General features: G+C 63.9%; 20 protein-coding genes. 17 read left to right on the forward strand and 3 right to left on the reverse strand.

Annotated features, from left to right (window positions below):
• Positions 1-55 precede the first annotated feature (55 nt).
• A complete protein-coding gene (gene pucL, locus ACUYMZ_RS17035; RefSeq protein ID WP_481604721.1) occupies positions 56-970 on the forward strand; it encodes a factor-independent urate hydroxylase in 915 nt (304 codons plus the stop codon).
• Between the two features lie 201 nt (positions 971-1,171).
• Positions 1,172-2,671: a nucleobase:cation symporter-2 family protein gene (locus tag ACUYMZ_RS17040; protein ID WP_426004013.1), complete on the forward strand. Its 1,500-nt coding sequence runs from the start codon at positions 1,172-1,174 to the stop codon at positions 2,669-2,671.
• A 179-nt stretch (positions 2,672-2,850) separates the two neighbouring features.
• Here the strand turns inward: ACUYMZ_RS17040 and ACUYMZ_RS17045 are convergent, their stop codons facing one another.
• Positions 2,851-3,606: an IclR family transcriptional regulator gene (locus ACUYMZ_RS17045; protein ID WP_426004014.1), complete on the reverse strand. Its 756-nt coding sequence runs from the start codon at positions 3,604-3,606 to the stop codon at positions 2,851-2,853.
• 220 nt (positions 3,607-3,826) lie between these two features.
• On the opposite strand from ACUYMZ_RS17045, the gene ACUYMZ_RS17050 reads away from it, so the two are divergent.
• The 4 genes from ACUYMZ_RS17050 to ACUYMZ_RS17065 are packed head-to-tail and all read left to right on the forward strand — an operon-like array spanning position 3,827 to position 8,945.
• The gene (locus ACUYMZ_RS17050) at positions 3,827-5,221 is read left to right on the forward strand and encodes an NAD-dependent malic enzyme (protein ID WP_442423728.1); all 1,395 of its coding nucleotides are present in this window, start codon (positions 3,827-3,829) and stop codon (positions 5,219-5,221) included.
• Between the two features lie 34 nt (positions 5,222-5,255).
• Entirely contained in the window at positions 5,256-6,854 is a 1,599-nt protein-coding gene (gene aceB, locus ACUYMZ_RS17055) for a malate synthase A (RefSeq protein WP_481604723.1), read from the forward strand.
• A 1-nt stretch (position 6,855) separates the two neighbouring features.
• A complete protein-coding gene (locus ACUYMZ_RS17060; protein WP_481604725.1) occupies positions 6,856-8,118 on the forward strand; it encodes a DUF6986 family protein in 1,263 nt (420 codons plus the stop codon).
• Between the two features lie 14 nt (positions 8,119-8,132).
• Positions 8,133-8,945, forward strand: coding sequence for a bifunctional allantoicase/(S)-ureidoglycine aminohydrolase (locus tag ACUYMZ_RS17065; RefSeq protein ID WP_426004019.1), 813 nt, complete (start codon positions 8,133-8,135; stop codon positions 8,943-8,945).
• 95 nt (positions 8,946-9,040) lie between these two features.
• Here ACUYMZ_RS17065 and ACUYMZ_RS17070 read toward each other — a convergent pair whose 3' ends face one another.
• Entirely contained in the window at positions 9,041-9,337 is a 297-nt protein-coding gene (locus ACUYMZ_RS17070; protein ID WP_481604727.1) for a hypothetical protein, read from the reverse strand.
• 109 nt (positions 9,338-9,446) lie between these two features.
• Positions 9,447-9,752: an MmcQ/YjbR family DNA-binding protein gene (locus ACUYMZ_RS17075; RefSeq protein WP_481604729.1), complete on the reverse strand. Its 306-nt coding sequence runs from the start codon at positions 9,750-9,752 to the stop codon at positions 9,447-9,449.
• Positions 9,753-9,804: 52 nt separating this feature from the next.
• Between ACUYMZ_RS17075 and ACUYMZ_RS17080 the strand changes: the two genes are divergently transcribed.
• The 11 genes from ACUYMZ_RS17080 (at position 9,805) to ACUYMZ_RS17130 (ending at position 21,420) form a co-directional block, all read left to right on the forward strand.
• On the forward strand, positions 9,805-10,164 hold the full coding sequence (locus ACUYMZ_RS17080; RefSeq protein WP_426004023.1) for a VOC family protein: 360 nt from the start codon (positions 9,805-9,807) through the stop codon (positions 10,162-10,164).
• Positions 10,165-10,269: 105 nt separating this feature from the next.
• Positions 10,270-10,857 carry a DinB family protein gene (locus tag ACUYMZ_RS17085; RefSeq protein WP_481604733.1) on the forward strand — a complete coding sequence of 196 codons (588 nt, stop codon included), beginning with the start codon at positions 10,270-10,272 and terminating at the stop codon, positions 10,855-10,857.
• Between the two features lie 65 nt (positions 10,858-10,922).
• Positions 10,923-11,885, forward strand: a complete 963-nt coding sequence (locus ACUYMZ_RS17090; protein ID WP_481604735.1) for a phosphodiester glycosidase family protein — start codon at positions 10,923-10,925, stop codon at positions 11,883-11,885.
• A gap of 2 nt (positions 11,886-11,887) precedes the next feature.
• On the forward strand, positions 11,888-13,051 hold the full coding sequence (locus tag ACUYMZ_RS17095) for a GtrA family protein (RefSeq protein WP_481604737.1): 1,164 nt from the start codon (positions 11,888-11,890) through the stop codon (positions 13,049-13,051).
• Complete coding sequence (locus ACUYMZ_RS17100) at positions 13,048-13,710, forward strand: DUF4956 domain-containing protein (protein ID WP_481604739.1); 663 nt, start codon at positions 13,048-13,050, stop codon at positions 13,708-13,710. Before ACUYMZ_RS17095 ends, ACUYMZ_RS17100 begins: the two co-directional genes overlap by 4 nt.
• Positions 13,707-14,495 carry a polyphosphate polymerase domain-containing protein gene (locus ACUYMZ_RS17105; protein ID WP_481604741.1) on the forward strand — a complete coding sequence of 263 codons (789 nt, stop codon included), beginning with the start codon at positions 13,707-13,709 and terminating at the stop codon, positions 14,493-14,495. Before ACUYMZ_RS17100 ends, ACUYMZ_RS17105 begins: the two co-directional genes overlap by 4 nt.
• Before the next feature lie 26 nt (positions 14,496-14,521).
• Positions 14,522-16,093, forward strand: a complete 1,572-nt coding sequence (locus ACUYMZ_RS17110; protein WP_481604742.1) for a carbohydrate-binding domain-containing protein — start codon at positions 14,522-14,524, stop codon at positions 16,091-16,093.
• A 221-nt stretch (positions 16,094-16,314) separates the two neighbouring features.
• Positions 16,315-17,754 (forward strand): MFS transporter, encoded by a 1,440-nt coding sequence (locus ACUYMZ_RS17115; protein WP_481604745.1) that lies wholly within the window; start codon positions 16,315-16,317, stop codon positions 17,752-17,754.
• A complete protein-coding gene (locus tag ACUYMZ_RS17120) occupies positions 17,744-18,442 on the forward strand; it encodes an aspartate/glutamate racemase family protein (RefSeq protein ID WP_481604748.1) in 699 nt (232 codons plus the stop codon). The genes ACUYMZ_RS17115 and ACUYMZ_RS17120 overlap by 11 nt, the downstream gene beginning before the upstream one ends.
• A gap of 200 nt (positions 18,443-18,642) precedes the next feature.
• Entirely contained in the window at positions 18,643-19,116 is a 474-nt protein-coding gene (locus ACUYMZ_RS17125) for a sensor histidine kinase (protein ID WP_426004032.1), read from the forward strand.
• Between the two features lie 108 nt (positions 19,117-19,224).
• Positions 19,225-21,420, forward strand: coding sequence for a transglycosylase domain-containing protein (locus ACUYMZ_RS17130; protein WP_442423741.1), 2,196 nt, complete (start codon positions 19,225-19,227; stop codon positions 21,418-21,420).
• The last annotated feature ends 52 nt before the right edge of the window (positions 21,421-21,472 follow it).

Consider the following 21,472-nt stretch of genomic DNA (forward strand, 5'->3'; position numbering starts at 1 on the left):
ACACTCGCTTAATTTCATTGATGGAACGTAGGTTCCACCTCACAGAAGTTGGGATATGACCATGAGCAACAACATCGTCCTCGGCGAAAACCAGTACGGCAAAGCAGAAGTCCGCGTCGTCAAGGTCACCCGGGATACCGACCGCCACCAGATCGAAGACCTGAACGTCACCTCGCAGCTCCGGGGCGATTTCGAGGCAGCCCACCTCCAGGGCGACAACGGCCACGTGGTAGCCACCGACACCCAGAAGAACACCGTCTACGCGTTCGCCCGTGAAGGCGTCGGCTCGCCTGAGGCCTTCCTGCTGCGCCTCGCGGACCACTTCACCGGGGAGTTCTCCTGGGTTACCGGTGGCCGCTGGGAAGCTGAGTCCTACGCCTGGGAGCGCATCCAGGCACACGGCCAGGGACACGACCACAGCTTCGTCCGCAACGGACAAGAGGTGCGTACCGCCGTCGTCGTCCGCGATGGCGCAACCACCCACATCGTCTCCGGCCTCAAGGACCTGACCGTCCTGAAGACCACGCAGTCCGGCTTCGTCGGCTACCCGCGCGACAAGTACACCACCCTGCCGGAAACCACGGACCGCATCCTGGCTACGGATGTCTCCGCCCGCTGGCGCTACAACACCAACCTGGACGCAGCAGCCACGGACTTCAACAAGAGCTACGAGGACATCAAGGCCCTCCTCCTCGAGGGCTTCACGGAGAACTACTCGCACGCACTGCAGCAGACCCTCTTCGACATGGGCAAGAAGGTCCTTGAGGCACACAGCGAAGTCGCCGAGATCAAGTTCTCCATGCCCAACAAGCACCACTTCCTGGTTGATCTTGGCCCGTTCGGCCTGGACAACCCCAACGAGGTCTTCTACGCCGCCGACCGCCCGTACGGCCTCATTGAAGCAACCGTCCAGCGCGACAACACCACGGCCGCGCCGCTTGCCTGGATGGGCATCGCCGGCTTCTGCTAAGCACCACCGGGCTTAAGCCGCGCTACTAAAGCCGCGCGCCAAGCCACCGGGTTTGTGTGCAGGTTCCGCCCAAGGACACCCCAGGGCCGCCCCGCAACAGCGGGACCTGCACACAAACCCGACCCCAAAAACTACACACTTTTGTTAGCCAGACACAGTTAGCCAGACGAAGACGTCTGCCATGAACCCAGAAAGTCTGCCATGAACACCAAGAAGAAGTCCCGCCCCGCCAATCAGGGCGTGCAGAAACCACAGCGTCCCGAGGACCAACGGCTCTCGATCGGAAGCACGTTCGCCTACGGCTTCCAGCACGTTCTCACCATGTACGGCGGCATCATCGCTCCGCCCCTGATCATCGGCGCAGCCGCGGGCATGTCGTCTCAGGACATCGGGCTCCTGATCGCCGCTTGCCTTTTCGTCGGCGGCCTCGCCACCATCCTGCAGACCGTGGGCATCCGGTTCTTCGGTTCGCAGCTTCCCCTGGTCCAGGGCGTGTCCTTCGCCGGCGTGTCCACCATGGTGGCGATCGTGCAGGGCGGAGGCGGAATCCAGGCGGTGTTCGGCTCAGTGATCGTGGCCTCGCTGATCGGCCTGGCCATCACTCCCCTGTTCTCCAAGATCATCAAATTCTTCCCGCCGGTGGTGACGGGCACTGTCATCACCACCATTGGCCTGACGCTGATGCCCGTGGCCGCCAACTGGGCCATGGGTGGCAACGCCAAGGCTGAGAACTACGGCAGCATGGCCAACATCGGACTCGCAGCCGCAACCATGGGTGTCGTGCTGCTCCTGAGCAAGGTGGGCAACGCAGCCATCTCCCGCCTCTCAATCCTGCTGGCCATGGTGATCGGTACCATCATCGCTTTCGTCGCGGGCATGACGGACTTCTCCAAAGTTGGCCAGGGCGACATCGTTGCCTTCCCCACCCCGTTCGCTTTCGGTGCACCGACGTTTGAAATCGCCGCCATCATCTCCATGCTGATCGTCATCCTGGTGACACTGACAGAAACCTCCGCGGACATCATCGCTGTGGGCGAGATCGTGGACACCAAGGTGGACTCCCGCCGCATCGGTGACGGCCTCCGCGCAGACATGCTTTCCAGCGCCATCTCCCCGCTGTTCAACTCCTTCACGCAGAGCGCTTTTGCGCAGAACGTTGGACTCGTGGCCATCACCGGCATCAAGAGCCGCTTCGTCGTCAGCGCCGGTGGCGTGATCCTGGTGGTCCTGGGCCTCCTGCCGATCCTCGGCCGCGTGGTCGCAGCGGTTCCGACGCCCGTCCTGGGTGGTGCCGGCGTCGTACTTTTCGGCACAGTTGCCGCCAGCGGTATCCGCACCCTCGCCAAGGTCGAATACAAGAACAACATGAACCTGATCATCGTGGCTGCCTCGATCGGCTTCGGCATGATCCCGATCGCTGCACCCAAGTTCTACGACCAGTTCCCCTCCTGGTTCTCCACGATCTTCCACTCGGGCATCAGCTCGGCGGCGGTCATGGCGATCATCCTGAACATCATCTTCAACCACTTCAAGGCCGGGAATTCGGACAACCAGTCGGTGTTCGTCGCCGGCACGGAGCGTGTGGTCACGTCCGAGGACATCAAGTGCCTGGAGCACGGTGACCGCTTTGAGAACGGCAAGTTGATCGACGCCGACGGTAACGAGGTCCCGCTCAAGAGCACCTCGGCGTCCGAGCACTGACTCACGGCGACCAAGAAAGACGGCAGTGTTTCCTTGGGGGCACTGCCGTCTTTCGCCGGCTTAAGGGAAAGCTCACCATGCGCCAAAAAGCCCCGTCGAGTTGGCACTTAATGACAATGTTTGCGGTAAACACTGTCATTAAGTGCCATCTCGGCGGGGCTGGCGGTGGAGGGCGGGGATCAGTTCTGGTTGAGCTCGGCGGAGATCGCCTGGGCCGCTTCGCGGAGGAGGGGTACGGCCCGGTCTCCGAAGCTGCTGTCCACACGGGTGATCGGCCCGGAGACCGAGATTGCCGTGGGTGTAGGGGCGTTGGGCACGGCCATGGCAAAGCAGCGGACGCCAAGCTCCTGCTCTTCTTCGTCGATGGAGTAGCCGCGTTCCCGGATCACCTTGAGGTCAGCGAGCAGGGAGTCGATGTCGCCGATGCTCTTGGCCGTGGGGGTGGGCATGCCGGTACGGGCCACGATGCCGCGGACCTGCTCGTCGTCGAGCTGGGCCAGGATGGCCTTTCCTACGCCGGTGTCGTGCGTGTGGGCGCGGCGGCCCACCTCCGTGAACATGCGCATGGAGTGCATGGACGGGACCTGGGCCACGTAGATGACCATGTCGGAGTCGAGCACGGCCATGTTGGACGTTTCGCCGAGCCGTTCCACGAGGGTCTTCAGCTGCGGGCGCGCCACGGCACCAAGTTGCTTGCTGGCGCCTTCCCCGAGCCGGATGAGCCGGGGGCCCAAGGCGTAGCGGCGGTTGGGCAACTGGCGGATGTAGCCGAGCGCCACGAGGGTCCGCAGCAGACGGTGGATGGTGGGCAGGGGCAGATCCGTAGAGGATGACAGTTCACTCAGCGTGACGTCTCCGCCTGCTTCCGTGATCAGTTCCAACAGCTCAAAGACGCGCTCAACGGACTGCACGCCTCCGGAGGCTTTTTCAGCCATGTCCTTGTCTCCAATGACTCAGATTCCGACAACTCTTATCCGCATCGTGAAAAGAATTGCTTAGAACACCCAAGATACAGCACGCACGGCCTGCCCGCGACGACACCGAACATGACCGGCCGAGGGGTTGTGTTTCCACTTTGTAGATAATAATATCCATAATACGAAAACATTCGGTTGTAACGGCGGCCCGGGAACGGGCCTAACAGGAGGAATTTCAATGGCGAATCCGAGCCCCGGTAACTCGATCACCCTGCGCGTCTCCGCGCCGTCGAGCTTCACTGCCACCAGCGAACTGGCAGCTGCCGTTGGCGCGGCGGGTGCCGCAATCACCGCCCTGGACGTCACGGAATCCCACCACGAGACCATCGTCGTGGACGTCACCTGCAACACCACCGACGACGCCCATGCCGGCCGCGTCAAGGACGCCCTGAACGCCCTCGACGGCGTGACGGTCCAGCACGTCTCCGACCGCACCTTCCTGATGCACCTCGGTGGCAAGCTTGAGGTCGTCCCCAAAGTAGCCCTGCGCAACCGCGACGATCTTTCGCGCGCCTACACTCCCGGCGTCGCACGCGTCTGCCTGGCCATCGCAGAAGACCCCGCCGCTGCCCGCAACCTGACGGTCAAGCGCAACACGATCGCCGTCCTCACCGACGGTTCCGCCGTCCTGGGCCTGGGGAACATCGGCCCCGCCGCAGCGCTTCCGGTCATGGAGGGCAAGGCCGCGCTGTTCAAGCAGTTCGCCAACGTGGATGCCTGGCCGGTCTGCCTGGACACCCAGGACACCGAGGAGATCATCAAGATCGCCAAGGCCATGGCCCCCGTGTACGGCGGTATCAACCTCGAGGACATCGCCGCACCGCGCTGCTTCGAGATCGAGAACCGCCTCCGCGAAGAACTCGATATTCCGGTCTTCCACGACGACCAGCACGGCACCGCGATCGTTACCCTGGCAGCCCTGGTCAACGCACTGCGCGTGGTGGACAAGAAGCTGTCCGAAGTCAAGATCGTGGTTTCGGGCGTCGGCGCTGCCGGTTCCGCCATCATCCAGCTCCTCAAGGCCCAGGGCGCGCAGCACATCGTCGCCGCCGGCCGCTCGGGCGCCATCCACTCGGGCGAGAAGTACGACGACGAACACCGCACCTGGATTGCCGCGAACACCAACGAAGAAGGCTTCTCCGGCAGCCTCCACGATGCCCTCAAGGGCGCGGACGTGTTCATCGGCGTCAGCGCGCCGCACGTGATCGGCGAAGAGCAGGTTGCCTCCATGGCCGAGAACGCCATTGTGTTCGCCATGGCCAACCCAACGCCGGAAATCGACCCGACCATCGCGTCCAAGCACGCAGCCGTGGTGGCAACGGGACGCAGCGACTTCCCGAACCAGATCAACAACGTGCTGGCCTTCCCGGGCTTCTTCCGGGGCCTGCTGGACGCCGGAGCATCGGACATTACTCCGAACATGCTGGTAGCTGCCGCTGAAGCAATCGCCAACCGCGTGGCTGACGATGAGCTCAACGCGAGCTACATTATCCCCAGCGTCTTCGATCCCCATGTTGCCGCCGAGGTAGCTGCCGCCGTCGCTGCAGCCGCCCACGCAAACGCAGCCCGCTAGCACCAGCGCACTATAGACAAAGGAATCCGCTCCCATGGCTATTACAGTCACCGATCCCCGGCCGATCGAACGCGCCGAGGAAATCCTCACCCCCAAAGCCCTGGCCTTTATCGAGGAACTGCACAAGCGCTTCGCCGGAACCCGCAACGATCTCCTCCAGGCGCGCAAGGTCAAGCGCCAGGAGGTTGCCGACACAAGCCGCCTGGATTTCCTCCCGGAAACCCAGGAAATCCGCGACGGCGACTGGAAGGTTGCCGAGGCACCGGCAGCTTTGCAGGACCGCCGCGTGGAAATGACCGGTCCGGCCACTCCGGCCAAGATGGCCATCAACGCACTGAACTCCGGCGCCAAGGTCTGGCTCGCCGACCTTGAAGACGCCTCCACCCCCACGTGGCCCAACGTCATCGACGCGATCCTCAACCTCCGCGACGCAGCCCAAGGCACCCTGAGCTACACCTCCCCCGAGGGCAAGGAATACCGCCTCCGCACGGATGCTCCCCTGGCCGTTGTTGTGGCCCGCCCGCGTGGCTGGCACATGGAGGAGAGCCACCTCTTGATCGACGGCGAACCCACGGTCGGCGGCCTGGTGGACTTCGGCCTGCACTTCTTCCACATCGCCAAGCAGCTCCTGCTCAACGGCCACGGTCCGTACTACTACCTGCCCAAGATGGAAAGCCACCTTGAAGCACGCCTCTGGAACGACGTCTTCGTGTTCGCCCAGGACTACCTCGGCATCCCGCAGGGCAGCATCCGCGCCACGGTCCTCATCGAGACCATCCCAGCCGCTTTCGAGATGGACGAGATCCTCTACGAACTCCGCGACCACGCCTCCGGCCTCAACGCCGGCCGCTGGGACTACCTGTTCAGCATCATCAAGTACTTCCGTGATGCAGGCGAGGAGTTCGTCCTCCCGGACCGCGCCACCGTGGCCATGACGGCACCCTTCATGCGGGCCTACACCGAGCTCCTGGTCAAGACCTGCCACAAGCGTGGCGCCTTCGCCATGGGTGGCATGGCCGCCGTCATCCCCAACCGCAAACAGCCGGACGTCACCGCCGCAGCTTTCGACAAGGTCCGCGCCGACAAGACCCGCGAAGCAAACGACGGCTTCGACGGCTCCTGGGTTGCCCACCCGGACCTGGTTTCCACCTGTCGCGAAGTGTTCGACTCCGTGCTCGGCGACCGCCCGAACCAGATCGACAAGCAGCGTCCCGAGGTGAACGTCACCGCCGAGCAGCTGATCGACGTCGCCTCCGCCGGCGGTACCGTCACCGAAGCCGGGCTTCGCCTGAACCTCTACGTCGCCGTCGCCTACACCGGCGTCTGGATCTCAGGCAGCGGCGCCGTGGCCATCCACAACCTCATGGAGGACGCGGCGACGGCGGAAATCTCCCGCTCGCAGGTGTGGCAGCAGCTCCGCAACAAGTCCATCCTCGCGGACACGGGCAACACCGTGACGCGCGAACTCGTGACCCGGATCCTCGGCGAAGAGACCGAGCGCCTGCGCATCGAATTCGGCGACGAGAACTTCACCAAGTACTACGAGCCGGCTTCCAAGCTGATCGAGGACATCTGCCTCTCCGACGAGTACACGGACTTCCTCACCACGCCCGCGTATGAGCTGGTGGGCTGAGATGAGTTCCTTCTCCCCTTCCGATCTGGCCCACATCGAGACACAGCTCGCCGCCACGGACCAGTTGCTCGACCGTAACTACCCCGGCGACGACGGTTCCCGCCAGCCAATCCACACCGTCTACGTCCCGGCCGACCGCTTCACGCCCACCTTCGTGGCTGACTGGGGCGCCCAGGCACTCGCGACGGCGGAGGCACACGGTGGCCTGGAAAAGCTGGGACAGCTGCTGGGCCAGGAGCCCGACCTCGCAGCCGCTGTCGCGGCCCGGGTTGCTGCCAAGCTCGCTTCCGAGCCCATCGAGGACCTGCGTTTGGACTTCGAGGACGGTTACGGCGACCGGGGCGACGAGGCAGAAGATGCCGACGTCGTTGCTGCCGCCAAGGCCGTTGCCGCTGCAGTTGCGGCCGGAACGGCTCCGCCCTTCATCGGCATCCGATTCAAGTGCTTCGAGGCCCCCACCCGGGCCCGTGGCCTGAAGACCCTGGACCTGTTCGTGTCCACACTGGCTGAGGCCGGGGAGCTTCCCGCCGGACTGATCCTTACCCTGCCCAAGGTCACCACGGTGGCCCAGGTCCAGGCCATGGATTACGCAGTGTCCCGCCTTGAGGAAGTCCTCGGACTCCCGGCCGGCCGGCTCCGCTTCGAGGTGCAGGTGGAAACCCCGCAGCTCATCCTCGGTGCGGACGGAACCTCTCCCGTGGCACAGCTCCCGCACGTGGTGCCCGGCCGGATCAGCGCACTGCACTACGGTACCTACGACTACAGCGCCTCCCTCGGCATCTCCGCGGAATACCAGTCCATGGAACACCCGGTGGCCGACTTCGCCAAGGAAGTCATGCAGCTCGCCGTTGCCGGCACGGGCATCCGCCTCTCCGACGGTTCCACCAACATCATCCCCGTCGGTGACGCCGTGGAAGACGCCTGGAAGCTGCACGGCCGTTTGGTCCGCCGCTCCCTGGAAAACGGCTACTACCAGGGCTGGGATCTCCACGCCGCCCAGCTCCCCAGCCGTTTCTCGGCGTCGTACGCTTTCTACCGCGAAGGCCTCCCGGCCGCGGCGCTGCGCCTGCGCAACTATGTCGAACGGACCGAAGGCGGCGTCATGGACGAACCCGCCACCGCACGCGCCTTGGCCGGATTCGTCCTGCGCGGCGTCCAGTGCGGCGCAGTGGGGACCGACGAGGTCAAGGCGCTTGCCGGCGTCGAACTTTCACAGCTGACCGCACTGGCGCACCCGCGGCTCGCACAACCAACTTCGCACTGATAAGGAGCACCCTGATGGGCAACTATTACTACCCGACCGGTGGCTTGCCGCCGCAGACCCACCTGACCACCGAGCGGGCCATCGTCACCGAGGCCTACACCGTGATCCCCAAGGGCGTCCTCACGGACATCGTGACCAGCAACCTGCCGGGCTTCACCAACACGCGCTCCTGGATCATCGCGCGTCCCATCTCCGGCTTCGCCACCACGTTCTCGCAGCTGATCGTGGAGATCGCTCCGGGCGGCGGTGCTCCAAAAGCGGAGTTCGAGCCGGGTGTTGAAGGCGTTGTCTTCGTGACAAAGGGCCAGCTCAACCTGACCCTCGACGGCGAACTGCACCACCTCGAAGAGGGCGGCTACGCGTACCTCGCCGCCGGTGCGGAGTGGGGCGTGGAGAACGTCTCCAACGACATCGTCTCCTACCACTGGATCCGCAAGGCCTACGAGCGGCTCGAGGGCTACGAAGCGAAGTCCTTCGTGACCAACGAGAAGGACATTGAGCCCACGTCCATGCCGGACACCAACGACGTCTGGAAGACCACGCGCTTCACGGATTCCAGCGACCTCGCGCACGACATGCAGGTCAACATTGTCACGTTCCAGCCCGGCGGCGTGATTCCGTTCCCGGAAACCCACGTCATGGAGCACGGCCTGTACGTCCTTGAGGGCAAGGCCATGTACTTGCTCAACAACGACTGGGTGGAAGTGGAGGCCGGTGACTTCATGTGGCTGCGCGCGTTCTGCCCGCAGGCTTGCTACGCCGGTGGGCCGGGCGAGTTCCGGTACCTGCTGTACAAGGACATGAACCGCCAGGTGAAACTGACCTGATTTTCGCTCGAGATCGCCGGAACGCTGCCCTTTCGCAGGGAACGTTCCGGCGATTTCGTCGTTTTCCGGCGAAGTCGGCGGTTTGGCGGAGGCGGTTACCGGCGACGGCCCACGGCGAGCCCGGCCCAGAACGCGAGGACGATCAGGCCAACGACTGATATGGCCACGCCCAGTTGTGTGTCCTTGCTCAGGAATGACCCGTTATTCCCCACGAACACCTCATTGCTGAGGGGCGCGTAGGCGAACCACCCCACCTCCGCGTTCAGGCTGGTCCACGCCACCACCACCCCCACCAGCACAGCGACCAGCCCCAATAAAGGCACGACGACGGCGGTCAGTTTCCGTGCAGGCTGCGGTGTGTTGTGTTCCCCAAGTGTGTCGTTGTCCCCCATGCGGCCGAGTCTAGCCCGAGCACCCAACTGGGTCGCATTTGTGCGCGTTTTGAGGGCTCAAAACGCGCTCTGCTGCTACTTAGTTGGGTGGGGTACGCGGGCCGTACGCCTACTTGAGAGCGCCGGCGATCCGGTACGACTCCTGGAGCAGTTCGTCGAGTTCTCCCACTTCGATCCTGTCCAGGCGGATGAGGACCAGGTTCGGGGAGCGATCGTGGTGCGGGGTCCAGAAGTACGTGCCCGGTTCAGTACCCGCGAGCGCCTCGCGTTCATCGGTCTTGACCGTGACAACCCCGTCCTCCCACATCCGGGCCATGAGGGTCTTGGCGAACCAGGCCGGTTGCTCCCAGCTCAGGCGTTCGGTCACGCCGGGCAGGCCCAGACAGATCCTTCTAACGTCATCTTCGGTGGCCATGGTCCACTGTTGCACCCGGTCCGCTGCCGCAACAAGGGACTACGCTGGGCACATGTTGAGCATCGGCAGCATTGTCCTGGGCGTGAACGACCTCGCTCGCGCTACGGAATTCTGGCAGTCCGCCTTGGGCTATGTGCCCCGTGAACCCGGTGATGACACGTGGGTGATTCTTGTTCCGGCCTCCGGTCCGGGGGCCCAGCTCGCTTTGTCGTTCAGCGAAACCCCGGTCCAGGAACACCCCCGGATCCACCTGGACCTCTACGCGGACAACCAGGCTGCCGAGATCGAGCGGCTCATCGGCCTCGGCGCAGCGCATGTGGATTGGGACCTGTACCCGGAAAAACCGGACTTCGTGGTTCTGGAAGACCCGGACGGCAACCGCTTCTGCGTCATCGACAAAAGCCCGCGGTAGCACCGCCGTCGTGCCCCAACTGCGTAGCATTTGTGCGCGTTTTGAGCGTTCATAACGCGCACAAATGCGACCCAGTTGGGAGGCGGGGATCGGTAGAGTGCTCCCATGGATGCCAAAGCGACGTTGCTCACCTATCTCCGGACCCGCCGGGCGGACCTGCTCGGCAAAGTAGAGGGCCTCAGCGAATACGATGCCCGCCGGCCCATGACGCCCACGGGAACCAACCTGCTGGGGCTGGTGAAACACGTTGCCAGCGTGGAGCTGGGGTATTTCGGGGAGACCTTCGGGCGGCCGAGCGATCGCGCTTTGCCCTGGTATGAACTTACAGCGGAGCCGGATGCGGACATGTGGGTTCCGGCCACCGAGAGCCGCGAAGAAATTATGGAACTGCATCACTTCTCCGCGAAGCACAGCGACGAAACCATCGAGGCACTCCCGCTGGACGCACCCGGTGTGGTGCCGTGGTGGTCCGAGGAGAAGAAGCACGTGACCCTGCACCAAATCCTGGTGCATATGTGCGTCGAAACAGCCCGGCACGCAGGCCACGCGGACATCATCCGGGAGCTCATCGACGGCCAAGCGGGGCAGCGGCCCAACGATCCCAACATCCCCGTACGGAACTCCGAGGAGTTGGCTGCCCACCGCTACCGCTTGGAGCAAGCGGCCCGGGAAGCCGAACGCTTGCGCCCATAAACCTTCACAGCCCACGCATAAGTCCAGCAAACCTCCGGCGTAGCCTGCCTCCGTACAAATGAGGCATGACTCCCCCAACAACAGACCACCGTAAGGGCAGCCGGACCCGGCGCGCCGTCGTTTCCGCCGTCCTGGCGGTCAGCCTCTCTGCGGGAGGTGCCGCAGCATGGGCTTTGGACCGCTTCGTCATCCCGCATGCCCAGATCACCAATGTCACTGAATATGAGGCAAACCAGGCCGGAACCACCACGACGGCGGACACTTCGGCGAGCGCCACCGTCACGGACACCAGCTACACCCAGGGCGACACCGGCGTCACCATTTCCACGGTGACCACAGGCAGCGGTGACAGCACCGTCACCTACTACGTCGCCGACGTCGTCCTCAGTGACGCCACCACGCTGAAATCCGCCTTTGCCGAAGACACTTACGGCGAGAACATCACGGAGACAACGTCCGCGATTGCCGAAGACCACAACGCGATCTTCGCGATCAACGGCGACTACTACGGCTTCCGGGACACGGGCATCGTGATCCGCAATGGAGTGGTGTACCGCGATGAGGGCGCGCGCCAGGGCATCGCCTTCTACAAAGACGGCACGGTCAAGGTCTATGACGAGACCACCACGACGGCCGACCAACTCATCGCCGACGGAGTCTGGAACACGCTCTCCTTCGGACCGTCCCTGCTGGAGGACGGTTGGATCGCCTCGGGCATCGAAGACGTGGAAGTGGACACGAACTTCGGCAACCACTCCATCCAGGGTGAGCAGCCGCGCACGGCAGTCGGGGTGATCGACCAAAACCACTTGGTGTTCGTGGTGGTGGATGGCCGGAGCCCCGGCTACTCCGCAGGCGTCACCATGACGGAGCTGGCGGAAATCATGCAAGGCCTCGGCGCTACCACCGCGTACAACATCGACGGCGGCGGCTCGTCCACCATGTACTTCAACGGATCACTGGTGAACAACCCGCTCGGCGGGAACAAGGAGCGCGGTACTTCGGACATCCTCTACATCGCCCAGTAGCCATGATCATCCTGATACCGGCATACGAGCCGGACCAAGAGCTCATTTCCCTTGTCAGCAACCTCCGGGACGCCGATCCGTGGATCACCATCGTTGTGGTCGACGACGGTTCCGGCCCCGCCTTCCAGGACGTGTTCGACGGCGTCACCCGGCTCGGGTGCCATGTGCTCAGTTACGCCGTGAACAGTGGAAAGGGCCACGCCCTCAAGAGCGGACTTTCCTTCATCCTTGAGCGGTTCCCCGGCCATGACGTGGTGTGCGCCGACAGCGACGGCCAGCACGCCGTTGCCGACATCCTTGCCGTTGGAAGCCGGCTCCGCGGAGTCGCCGCGTCCATGGTCCTGGGTTGCCGGACGTTCACGGGTGCTGTCCCCGCGAGGAGCAGGTTCGGCAACACTGTGACGCGTTGGCTGTTCAGGCTCGCAACGGGACAGGGACTCCCGGACACGCAGACCGGCCTTCGTGGCTACCGCGCGGACATGATTCCGTGGCTGCTGACCGTCCCCGGCCAACGCTACGAGTACGAGCTCAACCTGCTGCTCGAAGCCAAACGTGCGGGTTACGGCATAGACACTGTAGAGATCGCAACCGTGTACCTGGACCACAACTCGGGATCACATTTCCGGCCCGTGGCCGACTCGATCAGGATCTACGCGCCCTTGCTGAAGTTCCTGGGATCATCGCTCTCAGCGTTCCTGGTGGACACCGTGGCGTTCCTGGTGCTGACGTCGCTCACGGATTCCCTGCTGCTGGCGGTGGTTGGTGCCAGAGCCATCAGCGCGGCCGTGAATTTCATGGTGAACCGGAACCTGGTGTTCGGGCATGGCGAAAAGTCACTTCGCTCGGCTGCCAGCGGCTACGTGGCGCTGGTGCTGGTCCTTCTGTCTGCCAATTACGCCAGCATGTGGTCCCTGACCTCCTTGGCCGTTCCGGACCTGCCGGCCAAGCTCGTCACCGAGTTGGCCCTCCTCGGCGTGAGCTACGCCGTCCAGCAGCGGTTCCTTTTTGCGGGCAGGTCCCGCGCGGCGGAGGCCGCCGCAAAGGACGTTACTGAACCGGCCGCCGTCGAAAGTCATATCCCAGCCTTGGCCCCGGCACAGTTTCAGCACAGCCGGGCCGGGAATCGTGGAAACCAGCCGACCAACAGATTCCGGAGATTCCGATGAACACCATCATTCTTATTGCAGCCGACCTCGCCGCCATCACCGTCCTGACCCTCGCCCTTTACCTCCGCAGGCACCGCCGCCGCGACCTGGTGGTGTCCTACCTCGGCATGAACGCAGGAGTCCTCGCAGTTGCCACCGCACTGTCCGGATCCGCTGCCGGTCTGGGACTCGGCCTGGGGCTGTTCGGGGTCTTGTCGATCATTCGCCTCCGGTCCACGGAACTGGCCCAGCACGAGGTGGCGTACTACTTCTCCGCCCTGGCCCTGGGCCTGATCGCCGGCATCGGCGTGGAACCCCTGTGGCTGACGTTGTCGCTCATGGCCCTGGTACTGCTGGTGATGTTCGTGGGAGACAACCCCAAGGTCCTTCCCGCCTACCGCCACCAGACCGTAGTCCTGGACCGGGCCATCAGCGACGAACAGGAACTCACCGTCCGCCTTGAAGAAGTCCTCAACGGAACCGTCCATGCAGCAACCGTTCAGGAACTTGACCTCGTCAACGACAAAACGATCGTGGATGTCCGGTACGCAGTGCGCAGGATTCCGGAGCTCCCCCGGACAGCCCTCGGTTTCGACCAACCGGCCGGCGCGCTCGCCCCGGCACCTCAGGAACTGCCCGGTGCCCGGCACTCCTCCACCACCACTGCTGGTGCCGCATGAGCCGCCCCGGGCAGGACCCGATCATTCCGAACCTTGACCAACTGCCCGCCGTCGGGCTTGACGAGCTCACCCAAGAAGCCGCGCTGCTGACACGCGTTGACCGCAAGTACCTGGTGCCCTCTGCCACGGCTCGGCGGCTCCTGGGCACTTTCCACGCAGAAGCGCGGGTGCTGGATATGGACGGGATACGGATGTTCGACTACGACTCCGTCTACTTCGACACCCCCGCACTGGACAGCTACATGCTGGCAGCCCATGGCAGGCGCAGGCGGTTCAAAATCCGGACCCGCACCTACGTGGACAGCAATGTGAGCTTCCTTGAAGTCAAGACCGAGGGGGCACGGGAAGCCACCGTCAAGGAACGCATTCCCTACGAGCCGGGCGACCGCGACAGGCTGACCGACGAAGGACTCGCCTACGTCAACGAGACCCTCGCGGCAGCGATCGGCGACGCAGAATACGGTCCACTGGAACCCGTACTGTCCACCCGCTACAACCGCACCACGCTGTACCTTCCCCGGTCAGGCAGCCGGGCGACCATCGACACCGATGTCACCTGGCAACGTCCCGGCGGCCGGCCCTGGCTGCTGGATGAAGCGGTCGTGCTGGAAACCAAGTCCGGTTCCGCGCCCGGACCGCTGGACAGGCATCTCTGGGCCAACGGTGTCCGTCCCTGCCGTATCTCCAAGTTCGCCACGGGCATGGCCGCCCTCCACCCCGGACTTCCCGCCAACCGATGGAACCAAACCCTGCGGCGCCGGATGCCCCTGCGCCCTGCCTGCTAACCCCCACACCGAAGGAACTAAACACCATGCCGTCTTACCGCACCTCCCTTTCACTGGCCGCTGCTGCCTTGGCCCTCTCCCTCGCAGGATGCTCGGCCTCGCCCACCGGGTCCGCATCCGTCACCTCCACCGGGTCCGCATCCGTCTCCTCCACGCAGCAGGTGGTCACCGCAGCGACCATCGAAGAAGACACCCACTACGACAGTGACGACCTCACATGGGACAGCGCGTCCGAAGTGGCAATCAGCCTGTCCGACGGCGGCAGCCAGGTCACGTCGTCGTCCTCTGCGGGTGTCACGCTGGACGGCAGCACGGTGACCATCACCGCCGCCGGAACGTACCGGTTGACGGGGTCGCTGGGTGACGGCCGGCTTGTTGTTGCCGCCGGAGAGTCGGACACAGTGCGGATCATTCTGGACGGCGTGGAGTTGGATAACTCAACCGGTTCTCCTGTGGTTGTCCAAAGCGCCGACGAGGCCATCATCTACCTGGAAGAGGGCAGCACCAACAGCCTCACCGACGCAACCACCTACGCGGATCAAGGCGAGGACGCGCCCAACGCAGCCCTGTATTCGATGGCCGACCTGACGATTGCCGGACCCGGAAGCCTGGCGGTCAACGGCAGGTTCAACGATGGCATCGTTTCCAAGGACGGTCTGGTGCTGGCGTCCGGCAGCGTCACGGTGGAAGCCGAGGACGATGGAATCCGCGGCAAGGACTACACCGTGCTCCTGGACGGCGCCTACCAGGTGGCAGCGGGCGGTGACGGTGTGAAGGCGGACAACGACGCGGACGAAGGCCGCGGCTGGCTCCTGGTCACCGGAGGCACCCTCACGGTCAACGCCGGCGACGACGGCGTGAAGGCTTACAACACGCTGTCCGTCTCGGGCGGAAACATCACAGTGGCACAGTCCGAGGAGGGGTTGGAGGCGCAGCACATCTCGGTTTCCGGCGGTGATGTCACCGTAACGTCCAACGACGACGGCGTGAACGCCTCGGGCGGGTCGTCCTCCACTTCCGGTGATACCGGCATGGGCGGTCCGGGTGGGGGCATGGGTGGCGGTGAACTGGCGGCCGGTGACTACAGCGTGGATGTGTCCGGTGGAACCCTGACCATCAACGCCGGGGGTGATGGGCTGGACTCCAACGGAAGCGCCACTATCTCCGGCGGCACCGTGGTGGTGAACGGGCCTACCAGTAACGGGAACGGTGCCCTGGATGTGAACGGTGAACTGGCTGTCACGGGCGGAACCGTTGCAGCAGCCGGCAGCGCCGGAATGGTGGTCACGCCGGGCACCTCCTCTACGCAGTCAGGGGTCCAAGTGTCATTCAACTCGGCGGTTGCGGCAGGCACACCGATTCACATCGTTGACGCTTCCGGCGCCGTGGCGGCTACGTTCGTCACGACCAAGTCCAGCGCCTCGCTGGTCTTCTCATCCGCCGCAATCACCGAAGGCGGGACGTACACCGTCTATACGGGCGGCAGCGCCGATGCCGCGGCCGGGATCACCACGGGATCAATCGACGGCGCAGACCAGGTGGGAACCGTCACGGCCGGGGAGTACACCCAGGCGCAGGGCCCGGGCGGCCGACGGTAGCGGCCCGGGCGGCCGACGGTAGCGGCCCGGGCCACCGCCCTTTCCCGCGTTACTGGTATCCCAAAGCAGGGTCACAAACCGTCAGATGACCAATCTATGGCCATCTGGTATTCCAAAGTGTAATCTTGGTCACATTCCTTCCTGTGGAATCGTCTTTCCACAGAACGGAAACCATTCAGGTGGCAATGAATGAACCTTCAGAGCTCGGATAGGAGCGCACTGTGGATAAAGATCTTGCCCGGGAGGCCGCAACGACGCGGACCGGATCCCTGGCCCAACAAATCGAAGGCGCATACCAACGGATCGGAGTGACCGGCGCACACCGCCAGATCGTCTTCATGATCCTGTTGGGTGTCTTCTTCGACGCCCTCGAACAAAACGCCGTCGGCATCACCGGCCCGGTCCTGCGTGAAGCCTGGGGACTGGGCGGCACCGAAATCGGCCTGCTCAACACCATGACGTTCACGGCAACAGCGCTCGGCCGACTTGCTACAGGCCTGATCGTTGACAAATACGGCCGACGCCACATGCTGGTCATCAACCTCATCATCTTCGCCGGTGGTTCCCTGCTCTGTGCAGTGGCCCCGAACTACCCCATCCTGGCGGCCGGACGATTCATTGTGGGCTTCGGCCTGGGCGGCGAAATCGCCGTAGCCGTGATCATGATGGCCGAATTCTTCGCAGCCAAACACCGCGGCACGGCCGTCGGCCTCATCAACGTCACTGCGGCGGGACTCGGCAACATGCTGGCCCCCGCCTTCGGCATCCTGGTTTTCACACTCTTTGACGGCCCGGACAAATGGCGCTGGGTTTTTGGCCTGCTGTTCATCCCCGCCATCCTGGTGATGTTCTTCCGGCGGTTCGTGCCGGAAACTCCGCGCTTCCTGGCTTCGCAGGGCAAGATCGACCAGGCCAACCTGGTGATCACCCGCCTGGCGCGCAACAAGTTGTCAGGACCGGTCACCGATCCGGAAACCTACATCACGGCCGTTCCGGACCAGGGCCCGGCACAATCCACGGGCCACTGGAAGGATGCCCTCCGCGGCAAACTCCTCAAGCGGACGGTCCTGCTGTGCATTGCGGTCTGCATGTCCTACGCCGCCCAGATTTCCATGCTGACCCTGATGCCCACCATTCTGGTCTCGCGCGGCTACGCGGTGAATACCAGCCTGTGGTTCACCCTCATCATGCAATCGGGTTCCCTGCTGGGTGCAGCTACGGCGGCGTACCTCGCCAGCCGTTTGCCCCGCAAGAAGGTCCTGACCGCAGCAGCAGTCCTGGGCTGCCTGTCCGGACTGTCCATGGCCTTCCTCGCCAACGACATCGTCTTCATCGTGATCTTCGGCGTCCTGTTCAACTTCTCCGTCATCATCCTGAACACCACCATCTGGCTGTTCGCGCCGGAGCTCTACCCCACAAGGACACGTGGCTTTGGAACGTCCATCATCCTGGCTGCGGGTTCGCTCTCCGGCGGACTCTTCCCGTTGATCTCCGGCGCGGTGTTCGACGCCGCCGGGCTGCCGGGCATGTTCACCACCCTGGCCGTGCTGTTCTGCATTCTCGCCATCGCAGTCCAGTTCCCGCCGGAAACGTTCGGCAAGCCGCTGGAGGAAGACGGGGAGGCCGGAGACGACCAGGAGGCTGCGATCCATGGCCACTAACGCCCGCACGATCCTGCTGGTCAACCCCAACACCAACCACAACACCACCGCCATGATGATGGAACTCGCCAAGGACTCCCTGGATCCTGCCGGACTCCAGGTTGTGGGCATCACGGCACCTGCCGGACCACCGATGATCATCGATCCGGACGCCCTGGCAACGTCGGCGGTACACGTCAGGGAGGCGGTTCACCGCTTCCTTGCAGGTCCCGACGGCGGCACGGTTGCGGGCGTGATGGTGGCCGCGATTGGTGATCCCGGGCGCAGGCAGTTGGCCGACGAGCTGGACATTCCGGTGGTGGGCATCGGCCAGGGGTCCATCTACGCCGCGGCCTACGCTTCGGACGGCAGCCCCAGGAGGTTCGCCATGGCCACCAGCACCCCGCTCCTGGTGGACGCCCTCGCCGGACTGGTGGCCGCCCACGGGTTCTTGGACCAATTCACCGGAGTCCGGCTCACCCGGTCCGGGCCCCTGGACCTGGCAGCGGATCCTGAACGCCAATTCCTTGAGTTGGCCGACGCCGTCCGGGCAGCCACCGGAACGGACGGTGCCCAGGCTGTCATCATCGCCGGTGGACCGCTCAGCGCCACCGCCCGACGACTGGCCGAGGCGACCGCCGTCGACATCATCCAGCCCATTCCCAGCGCCTGCCGCCTGCTGCTTGCACGGCTGCCGCAACCGGCTTGACCCTACGCTGACAGGGCCCGACGGCGGTCCCCACCTGCCGCCGTCGGGCCCTGTCTGCATGCCCCCAAACTTGAGCCGAAATTGATGCAAACGAACAGGATCCTTGATTTTGCGGGGCCACGCTGGAACCAGGCGAAGCACCAATACACAGGGGTTGCGGCGTCGAATATCCAGCAAGCACAACGATGTGGGGATCAGAAATGGATCAGGCACCAGCAGCAACCGAGGTGATCGCCGTCAAGGGCATCATCCAGGACCAACTCCCTGTGGATTTTTATGCTTTGGGGGTGGCCGGATGCATCGACAGGCTTTCGGCGCCGCTTCGCCGGTCCGGCGTGACCGTCCAATGGCACACGCCGCATCACGGCATCGAGATACCCTCCAAGTCTGCGGGCCTGCTGTACCACGTGGCGCAGGAGACCTTCAGCAACACCCTGAACTACGCCGAAGCCAGTCAGCTCACGGTCCGGTTGAACGCCGTCTACCACGGCATCCAATTGACCATCAGCGATGACGGCAACGGATTCGAGATCCACGCCGCTCCCAGTGGCCGCCGGCACGGCTTCGGGCTGCTGCTGATGTCCATCGCAGTACACGACGCCGGCGGGACAGTTGAGATTGAATCGGAGCCCGGGCAGGGAACGACCGTGAGGGTCACGCTGCCGCTGGATTGAGTCCGATTTGGTACCTTTTTCGGCCACCCAACCCATGGATCAAGGGTCACCGCGGACGTATTCTGTAGCTACTTTTCAGCCGGCATCCCCGAATGAATGGCACGAAAAATGGCGCGGAGCAGTGGTCCACGGTTGGGTTTGGGCAAGGTCCTGCTGAGGATCTTCGGGTTCTTCGTGGTGAGCACACTGTGCGGTGTGTTGATCTGCGGGTTCCTGGCACCTGTGATCGCCTTCACCAACACCACAGTGAAGGGCTCGGTCGGTTTTTACCAGAGCCTGCCAAGCCAGCTGAATGTGGACTCCCCTTCCCTCAGCAGCACGGTGGTCAGCGCCGACGGAGCGCACATTGCCACGTTCTACGCCGAAAACCGGGTGAAGGTTCCGTTGGACCAGATGTCGCCCTTTATCCGGCAGGCCATCGTGGCCATCGAAGACAGCCGTTTCCGTGACCACCCAGGCGTGGATGCCCAAGGCATCATGCGCGCCCTGACGTCCAACCTGACCAAGGGAACCCGTCAAGGCGCGTCGACGCTGACGCAGCAATACGTCACCAACGTCCTCAATGAGTCCCGGCTGTCCGAGGGCAAGCCCGAGGAGGTGGTCCTCAGCGGCCAGAAGACCATGGGCGACAAACTCCGCGAAATCAAACTGGCCCTGGAACTGGAGAAGCGCTTTACCAAGGACCAGATCCTTGAGGGCTACCTGAACATTGTGTTCTTCAACCGCAATGCCTACGGCATTGAAGCGGCCTCCCGCTACTTCTTCAGCACCACGGCCAGGGACCTGTCCCTGCCGCAGGCGGCGTTGCTGGCGGGCCTGGTGAACGGTCCCAGCATCTACGACCCCACCGCCGACCCCAACGCTGCGTTCAACCGCCGCAACCTGGTGCTGGACAGGATGCTGGAGCAGGGCTACATCACGCAGGTGGACCACGACGCGGCCGTGGCCTCGCCCGTTGAGCTGAAGATCACTCCCTCCATGCAGGGCTGTGCCGGGGCCGCGATCGCCACGTACTTCTGCGATTACGTTTCCCACCTGATCCTTAACAATGAGGCCTACGGAGCCACCCTCAACGACCGCGAGCGCCTCCTGTACCGGGGTGGCCTCACCATCACCACCACCCTGGACAGCCGTCTGCAAGCCGTGGCGCAGGCGCAGGTGGACGCATCGGCGGGTGAGAATCCGGACAAATGGGGTGCCGCCCTGACCACGGTCCAGCCCGGCACCGGCAAGATCCTGGCCATGGCCCAGAATACGGTGTTCGTCCCGACCCCTGGAAAATTCGATACGCAGCTCAATTTCAACGTGGACGCGAAGGATGAGAACGGCTACGACCTGAATGGGGCCGGTGGCTTCCAGCCCGGGTCCACCATGAAACCGTTCATCTTTGCCGAGTGGCTTAACCAGGGCAAATCCCCCACGGCTGTGGTTGACGCCTCACGGAGGGTCTATCCGGTGGGCTTCGCGTGGCGTTCAAGCTGCGGGAAGGTCCTTGGCGGATACAGCTCCGCCCAAAAAGCCCAGAACCTGGGCGCGGACGATGACCTCCAGAACAACGACGAGGGTTACTACCGGCCGATGCCCATCAACTACGGGCTCTATAACTCGATCAACACCGCCACGTTCGCCACGGCGGCCCAATTGGACTTCTGCGGCATCCAGAAAATGGTGGATGCCGTGGGCCTGCACAGCGGACTGGATAACGCGCCCGTGAACATGCACCAGATCGGCAACCTCCTGGGTTCCATCGGCGTCGCCCCCGTTGTGCTGGCGAGCGCTTACGCCACGTTCGCCAATGACGGCACCTACTGCAAACCGATCGCGATCACGGACATCAGCGATTCCCAGGGCCGGAAGTACGATGCCCAGACTCCCGAGTGCCGGGCCGCGGTCAAGCCCGAGGTAGCCCGTGGAGTCAACGCTGTCCTGCAGGACGTCCTCAAGGTGGGTTCCGGCGTGTACATAGAGCCCAAAGTGCAGAGCCGGGTGCCGGTGGCGGCCAAGACAGGCACGTCCAACAACAACGGTGCAACCTGGATTGCCGGGTACACCACCACATTGGCTACGGCGTCGTTCTTCGGGGACACTACCGCGGGCCAGCAGCGGGCCGGGCAGAACGTGACCATCAACGGCAAGTTCTATAAGTCGTTGGATGGCTACATGATCGCCGGCCCCCAGTGGGCCAACTTCATGATGGAGGCCACGGCCCTCTACCCCAGCGGCGCCTTCACTCCCCCGCCGGCCCCGCCCGCCCCGGCTCCGGCACCGTCCCCGTCCGGGTCGCAGCGGCTCACTTTCCGGTAGCCCCGCCTTGGTGACATGACGTACGACGGCGACTGCCGCCGTCGTACGTCAA

The sequence above is a fragment of the Arthrobacter sp. T572 genome, assembly GCF_056780115.1.

Excerpts from the sequence above, each read along its gene's own strand:
- pucL (WP_481604721.1), top strand. The coding sequence starts at position 56 with ATGACCATGAGCAACAACATCGTCCTCGGCGAAAACCAGTACGGCAAA.
- ACUYMZ_RS17040 (WP_426004013.1), top strand. The coding sequence starts at position 1,172 with ATGAACACCAAGAAGAAGTCCCGCCCCGCCAATCAGGGCGTGCAGAAA.
- ACUYMZ_RS17045 (WP_426004014.1), bottom strand. The coding sequence starts at position 3,606 with ATGGCTGAAAAAGCCTCCGGAGGCGTGCAGTCCGTTGAGCGCGTCTTT.
- ACUYMZ_RS17050 (WP_442423728.1), top strand. The coding sequence starts at position 3,827 with ATGGCGAATCCGAGCCCCGGTAACTCGATCACCCTGCGCGTCTCCGCG.
- aceB (WP_481604723.1), top strand. The coding sequence starts at position 5,256 with ATGGCTATTACAGTCACCGATCCCCGGCCGATCGAACGCGCCGAGGAA.
- ACUYMZ_RS17060 (WP_481604725.1), top strand. The coding sequence starts at position 6,856 with ATGAGTTCCTTCTCCCCTTCCGATCTGGCCCACATCGAGACACAGCTC.
- ACUYMZ_RS17065 (WP_426004019.1), top strand. The coding sequence starts at position 8,133 with ATGGGCAACTATTACTACCCGACCGGTGGCTTGCCGCCGCAGACCCAC.
- ACUYMZ_RS17070 (WP_481604727.1), bottom strand. The coding sequence starts at position 9,337 with ATGGGGGACAACGACACACTTGGGGAACACAACACACCGCAGCCTGCA.
- ACUYMZ_RS17075 (WP_481604729.1), bottom strand. The coding sequence starts at position 9,752 with ATGGCCACCGAAGATGACGTTAGAAGGATCTGTCTGGGCCTGCCCGGC.
- ACUYMZ_RS17080 (WP_426004023.1), top strand. The coding sequence starts at position 9,805 with ATGTTGAGCATCGGCAGCATTGTCCTGGGCGTGAACGACCTCGCTCGC.
- ACUYMZ_RS17085 (WP_481604733.1), top strand. The coding sequence starts at position 10,270 with ATGGATGCCAAAGCGACGTTGCTCACCTATCTCCGGACCCGCCGGGCG.
- ACUYMZ_RS17090 (WP_481604735.1), top strand. The coding sequence starts at position 10,923 with ATGACTCCCCCAACAACAGACCACCGTAAGGGCAGCCGGACCCGGCGC.
- ACUYMZ_RS17095 (WP_481604737.1), top strand. The coding sequence starts at position 11,888 with ATGATCATCCTGATACCGGCATACGAGCCGGACCAAGAGCTCATTTCC.
- ACUYMZ_RS17100 (WP_481604739.1), top strand. The coding sequence starts at position 13,048 with ATGAACACCATCATTCTTATTGCAGCCGACCTCGCCGCCATCACCGTC.
- ACUYMZ_RS17105 (WP_481604741.1), top strand. The coding sequence starts at position 13,707 with ATGAGCCGCCCCGGGCAGGACCCGATCATTCCGAACCTTGACCAACTG.
- ACUYMZ_RS17110 (WP_481604742.1), top strand. The coding sequence starts at position 14,522 with ATGCCGTCTTACCGCACCTCCCTTTCACTGGCCGCTGCTGCCTTGGCC.
- ACUYMZ_RS17120 (WP_481604748.1), top strand. The coding sequence starts at position 17,744 with ATGGCCACTAACGCCCGCACGATCCTGCTGGTCAACCCCAACACCAAC.
- ACUYMZ_RS17125 (WP_426004032.1), top strand. The coding sequence starts at position 18,643 with ATGGATCAGGCACCAGCAGCAACCGAGGTGATCGCCGTCAAGGGCATC.
- ACUYMZ_RS17130 (WP_442423741.1), top strand. The coding sequence starts at position 19,225 with ATGGCGCGGAGCAGTGGTCCACGGTTGGGTTTGGGCAAGGTCCTGCTG.